Annotated in this window: 4 protein-coding genes, 1 rRNA gene and 1 pseudogene; 2 read left to right on the top strand and 4 right to left on the bottom strand. The window is 41.8% G+C overall.

The genetic code is table 11. The annotated features are described in order from the left end of the window. The first annotated feature begins 6 nt into the window (after positions 1 to 6). Positions 7 to 122 (top strand): 5S ribosomal RNA (gene rrf / locus AACQ83_RS15435). Between the two features lie 280 nt (positions 123 to 402). On the opposite strand, the gene AACQ83_RS15430 is transcribed toward rrf, so the two are convergent. Then, entirely contained in the window at positions 403 to 762 is a 360-nt protein-coding gene (locus tag AACQ83_RS15430) for a sulfatase-like hydrolase/transferase (protein ID WP_112878430.1), read from the bottom strand. Between the two features lie 112 nt (positions 763 to 874). On the opposite strand from AACQ83_RS15430, the pseudogene AACQ83_RS15425 reads away from it, so the two are divergent. Next, a pseudogene (locus AACQ83_RS15425) lies at positions 875 to 1,722 on the top strand (transposase). A gap of 142 nt (positions 1,723 to 1,864) precedes the next feature. Here the strand turns inward: AACQ83_RS15425 and actP are convergent. From actP to acs, 3 genes are all read right to left on the bottom strand, one after another. Beyond that, positions 1,865 to 3,514 carry a cation/acetate symporter ActP gene (gene actP / locus AACQ83_RS15420; protein WP_112878429.1) on the bottom strand — a complete coding sequence of 550 codons (1,650 nt, stop codon included), beginning with the start codon at positions 3,512 to 3,514 and terminating at the stop codon, positions 1,865 to 1,867. Further along, positions 3,511 to 3,822 (bottom strand): DUF485 domain-containing protein, encoded by a 312-nt coding sequence (locus tag AACQ83_RS15415; protein ID WP_112878428.1) that lies wholly within the window; start codon positions 3,820 to 3,822, stop codon positions 3,511 to 3,513. Before AACQ83_RS15415 ends, actP begins: the two co-directional genes overlap by 4 nt. Positions 3,823 to 3,885: 63 nt before the next feature. Continuing rightward, the gene (acs, locus tag AACQ83_RS15410) at positions 3,886 to 5,841 is read right to left on the bottom strand and encodes an acetate--CoA ligase (protein ID WP_112878427.1); all 1,956 of its coding nucleotides are present in this window, start codon (positions 5,839 to 5,841) and stop codon (positions 3,886 to 3,888) included. Between the last annotated feature and the right edge of the window lie 159 nt (positions 5,842 to 6,000).

Raw genomic sequence — 6,000 nt, 5'->3', positions numbered from 1 at the left:
AATATGCCTGGCGGCGATAGCGCGGCGGTCCCACCTGACCCCATGCCGAACTCAGCAGTGAAACGCCGTAGCGCCGATGGTAGTGTGGGGTCTCCCCATGTGAGAGTAGGGAACTGCCAGGCTTTAAATACAGTAGAAACCCTCAGCGAGAGCTGGGGGTTTTTGCGTTTTAAAAGGGATATCCTATGGATTTCAAGATGCACCGCGATGGCAAGGGAGCGAATCCGCAGGGGCATAGCGAACGATGTGACCGGGATGAGTGAGTGCAGCCAACAAAGAGGCAACTTGAAAGATAACGGGTATATTAAGTTTTATTATCATCGATCACCGTTAGCTCTTTCTGTGATTTGAAACAATTGTTTAATGGTGAACGGCAGTATTCTGGAGATTTATGATAAATACCTAGCCAATCACTGATAAGGTAATAATTATCTGAAGTACACCAGTATGACGATATCTTGGATTAACATTATCGTTATACCAGATAAATAAGGGGATATTATAAGCCTCTTTTCGAGGATGACTAACTCCGTGGTTATGACGGATGTCACCGTTTTTATCTAAACGTTGTAATCCATGATCTAAAAAATAGAGAATAAATGCTTTACTATCTTTGTTTTTATTAATAATTTTCTCTATTATCTGATCTGTATAAACTATTGAGCTGTCATAGCAATTATCATCTTCGTTCGATGAGAAAGATATCAGTTTATTTTCGGGAAATCGGTTACAGGATGGCTCATGACTGCCATAGATATGCATAATAATAAATTTCTTACCTTTCTGTTTTAGTAATCGGCCATTTATTTCTCATACAGATTGATAATTTAATTAACCTGAGGTTTGCTTAAGAAGGGAACTCAGTGCCTCAGGCATGTCTAATTTAGAAGAACTTTACTGTGGCGTCGATGACTTTTGCCAAAAATTTATTCCTCTCTGGCATCAACAGTTAATTGAAAATGGTTTGCTCAAACGTCGCCGCGAAGCTTCCCTTTCTCTCAGTGAAGTCATGACGCTCCTCATTTTATTCCACATGAGCCATTATCGTGATTTTAAAACGTTTTATATTCAGCATGTCAAACACTATCTTAAGGCCGATTTTCCCCGGTTGGTCAGCTACACCCGCATGTTAACCTTGAAGCAAAGGGCTCTCATTCCTCTCTGTGCTTTTCTTTCGTCACGCAAGGCTGAAACCCAGGGGATCGCTTTTATTGATTTAACTAAAATTGCCGTTTGCCACAATCTCCGTATTCCCCGTCATCGCGTATTTCAGGGCGTCGCACAGCGAGGGAAAACTTTAAACTTCATCTGGTTATCAATGATTGTAGTGAACTTTTGGCGCTCAGGAAATAAGGATGATCGCCATCCCGTCAAAGCGCTGGTACAAGGGTTAACAGGATGTTTGTATGGCGATAAAGGGTATTTGTCGCAGGCTTTGTGCGATGAACTAGAAGCAGAAGGAATAACGCTAATCACTCATGTCCGTAATAAAAGGCAAAAGCGTTATCTCTCTGGGACAAGCTGATGTTAAGAAGGCGATTTTTGATAGAAACGGTCGTGTATCAGCTTAAAAATATTTCTCAGATAGCGCATTCAAGACACCGCAGTCAGCTCGGTTTTTTATTGGAAATCGTCGCTAGCCTAATTGCTTATACATTCCAACCTAAAAAACCGAGCTTGAATTTACGGGATTGTGATATCGTTATTTTTAAACGAAGCTGAGGTTAATTAATAAATTGAAATAAAAGAGTTAATCATTAACCTAGGATTAAAACAAGAGGTTAACTTGTGAAATAGCTCTGAATTCAGGCGGCTTCTAATGAAAATACCTCTCCCGAAGGAGAGGCTGGACATAAAAACGTAATTAGTGTGTTTTTCCTTGTGCGATATCAAGTCCTGTTTGTGATCGAATAAACTGGATTCTAAATTGTTCTCTTTCTTGCATACCTTGTTGTGAATTATCGGTGATAGAAAATAGCCATGAACCAATAAAAGCGATAATCATTGAGAATAATGCTGGATATTCATAAGGATAGATTGGTTTCTCGTGACCGAGAATGCTGACCCAAATTGTTGGACCGAGAATCATTAAAACTACTGATGTAATTAATCCTAGCCAACCTCCGGTTAACGCACCACGAGTAGTGAGTTTACGCCAGTACATAGACAAAAGAATGGTTGGGAAGTTACAGCTTGCAGCAATAGAAAATGCTAATCCAACCATGAAAGCTATGTTCTGGTTCTCAAATAGAATACCTAATCCGATTGCGATAAATCCAAGTATCACAACTGTTATTTTTGATACTCTCAGTTCATCTCGTTCATTGGCTTTACCGCGTTTAATGGCGTTTGCATATAGGTCATGTGATACTGCTGATGCGCCAGCCAGCGTTAGCCCCGCAACAACGGCTAGAATTGTGGCAAAGGCGACAGCAGAGATAAAACCCAGAAACAAGTTGCCTCCAACTGCACTAGCGAGGTGAATGGCTGCCATGTTAGTACCACCAATGAGTGCGCCGGTAGCATCTTTAAAGGAAGGGTTTGGACTAACCAGTAAAATAGCACCGAAGCCGATGATAAAAGTCAGAATGTAAAAATAACCAATAAAGCCAGTAGCGTAGAAAACGCTCTTTCGGGCCTCTTTCGCATCACTTACAGTAAAGAAACGCATGATAATATGAGGTAAACCAGCGGTACCAAACATCAATGCCAAACCAAGAGAAAGTGCGGATATTGGGTCAGATACTAACCCTCCTGGACTCATGATGGCTTCACCTTTTGAGTGGACAGCAATGGCTTCTTTGAACAACGTATTGAAATTGAAGTTTACTATTTTCATGACCATAAGGGCCATAAAGGTGGCACCAGCTAGTAATAGGATAGCTTTGATAATTTGTACCCAGGTCGTTGCTAGCATACCGCCAAACAAAACATAAAGTACCATCAGGATACCAACCAATATGACCGCTACATGGTAATTGAGCCCAAAAAGCAATTCGATAAGTTTGCCTGCGCCAACCATCTGAGCAATAAGATAAAGGGCGACAACAAACAGCGAGCCAATTGCAGATAACGTACGGATTGGGCGTTGCTGTAACCGGTAAGAAGCGACATCGGCAAAAGTATAGCGTCCAAGGTTTCTTAATCTTTCGGCAATCAGAAATAGGATAATAGGCCAGCCAATCAAGAAGCCGATAGAATAAATTAGTCCATCATAACCAGACGTATAGACTAAAGCGGAAATGCCGAGGAATGATGCTGCGGACATAAAATCTCCCGCAATTGCCATTCCATTTTGGAAACCAGTAATACGTCCCCCCGCCGTGTAGTAATCAGTACGGGAGCGGGTTTTTTTTGAGGCCCAGTAAGTGATATAGAGTGTAAAACCAACAAACAGGACAAACATGATAATGGCCTGAATGTTGATAGGTTTCCTTTCTCCAGTTTCAGAGATTGCGTTAGCCCAGGTGAGATGAGGAAATAGCACTATTGCTAATAACAGGAACTTTTTCATTTCTTTACCTCACAGAGAATTTGTGAGGTAAGGTGATCAAACTCGCTATTGGCTCTGATTACATATAAGCCGGTTAAGATGAATGAAATAACAATTAAACCAATACCAACCGGTATTCCACGGGTAATACTGGAATCATTATAAAGGGGAGTACCTAGCCATTCTGGGGCAAATGCAATGAGAAAAATAAAACCGACATACAGAATTAATGTGATTATTGATAGCAACCATGCAAAACGTCCCCGCTTTTCAACCAATTCTTTGAAACGCGGGTTATTCTCGATCCCTTGGTAAATGTCGTCATTCATCGGAGTATATCCTCTTATATTTATTATATTTTGATTACAGCCGCCATAAGGCGGCATGATCTGTCACGAAATATTCATTGTTTGTTTTTCTTCCAACAATTTTTCTACTACTCCTGGATCTGCTAGTGTTGAAATGTCTCCTAGATTGTTGGTATCGCCGGAGGCTATTTTGCGCAGGATACGACGCATAATTTTTCCTGAACGGGTTTTTGGTAAGGAGTCTGTCCAGTGTAGGATATCTGGTGTAGCAATCGGACCGATTTCTTTACGTACCCAATTACGGACTTCTGTATAGAGTTCTGGAGAGGGTTCTTCACCGTGATTTAAGGTGACATAGGCATAAATTGCCTGCCCTTTAATATTATGTGGGGTACCTACGACAGCAGCTTCTGCAATTTTAGGATGAGAGACCAAAGCAGATTCAATTTCAGCAGTACCTAGACGGTGGCCGGAAATATTCAGCACATCATCAACACGGCCAGTTATCCAATAGTAGCCATCTTCATCACGGCGTGCGCCATCACCACTAAAATACATTCCCTTAAAGGTAGAGAAATAGGTTTGTTCGAAACGGTCATGATCGCCAAATAGTGAGCGTGCTTGTCCTGGCCAGGAATCGGTAATAACCAGGTTTCCTTCACAAACACCTTCTAGTAGTTCACCAAGATTATCAACCAATGCGGGCTGAACACCGAAGAAAGGTAGCGTTGCGGAACCTGCTTTTAGTTCGGTTGCGCCTGGCAGTGGTGTGATCATGAAGCCACCAGTTTCTGTTTGCCACCAGGTATCGACAATCGGGCATTTGCTGTTACCAATTTTCTGGTAATACCATTCCCAAGCTTCCGGGTTAATCGGTTCGCCAACTGATCCCATAATACGCAGAGAAGTACGTTTCGTTCCTTCAATAGCTTTGTCACCTTCCGCCATCAGGGCACGAATCGCTGTGGGTGCTGTATACAGGATATTTACCTGATGTTTATCAATAACCTGACTTAAACGGTTAACCGCAGGATAGTTTGGTACACCTTCAAACATTAGGGTAATAGCGCCACAGGAAAGGGGGCCGTAGAGCAGGTAGCTATGTCCAGTAACCCATCCCACATCGGCTGTGCACCAGTAAACTTCCCCCGGCTGATAATCGAATACATATTTAAATGTTAGAGATGCATATACAAGGTAACCTCCAGTGGTGTGCAGTACCCCTTTGGGTTTACCGGTAGAGCCTGAGGTATAGAGAATAAACAGTGGGTCTTCTGCATTTATCTCTTCAACTGGACAGTCAGCACTCGCGTCTGCTACCAATTCATGCCACCAAAGGTCGCGGCCAGATTGCCAGTGACCAATATTTCCAGTACGTTTAAAAACGATCACATTGGATACATTGACAACGGCTGCATTATTTAATGCGTCATCAACATTCTTTTTCAGGGGGATTGTACGTCCTGCTCTTAATCCTTCATCGGCGGTAATGACCAATTTGGTGTTTGAATCGATGATACGCCCGGATACAGCATCAGGAGAAAAACCTGCGAAAATAACAGAGTGAATAGCACCAATGCGGGCACATGCTAACATGGCAACCGCTGCTTCTGGCACCATCGGCATGTAAATAGCAACAACATCGCCTTTTTTAATACCCATATTTTTCAATACATTGGAAAACTGACATACATCATGGTGTAGTTCACGATAGGTTATTGCTTTGGATTCTGTTGGATCATCACCTTCCCAGATAATAGCGGTTTGCTCACCACGTTCTTTTAGATGACGATCGAGACAATTTGCGCTTAAGTTTAGTGTTCCATCTTCAAACCAGCGGATATTGATATGTCCAGGATCAAAAGAGGTATTCTTTACCTTGGTGTAAGGCTTAATCCAGTCAACAATTTTTCCTTTTTCACCCCAGAACCTGTCGGGATCTTGCAACGATAATTGGTAGTCTTGTTGATATTGTTGCTCATTCATCAGGGCATGTTCTGCAATGGCGATAGGAATAGGGTGCTTCATTATTTTGGTCATATAATATTCTCCTTACGAATGTTAATATTATGTCAAATCAAAGTTAACTAAAGTGTAAAGAGAATTTTTGTTTTTTTTTTGCGCGGAAGATCACGCAATAAAAAGAATATTTTTCACGTGATTGTCATTTAGTGTGGCGGGTTTATTTAGGTTTAATTG

The organism is Photorhabdus sp. S10-54, assembly GCF_963878145.1.
Classification (GTDB): Bacteria; Pseudomonadota; Gammaproteobacteria; order Enterobacterales; family Enterobacteriaceae; genus Photorhabdus; species Photorhabdus kayaii.
Note: the sequence above shows the minus strand (reverse complement) of the source record. Positions and strands in the feature narration are given on the sequence as shown.

What these genes read in the sequence shown, in the direction of transcription:
- AACQ83_RS15430 (WP_112878430.1), bottom strand. Translation starts at nt 762, where the DNA reads ATGCATATCTATGGCAGTCATGAGCCATCCTGTAACCGATTTCCCGAA.
- actP (WP_112878429.1), bottom strand. Translation starts at nt 3,514, where the DNA reads ATGAAAAAGTTCCTGTTATTAGCAATAGTGCTATTTCCTCATCTCACC.
- acs (WP_112878427.1), bottom strand. Translation starts at nt 5,841, where the DNA reads ATGACCAAAATAATGAAGCACCCTATTCCTATCGCCATTGCAGAACAT.
- AACQ83_RS15415 (WP_112878428.1), bottom strand. Translation starts at nt 3,822, where the DNA reads ATGAATGACGACATTTACCAAGGGATCGAGAATAACCCGCGTTTCAAA.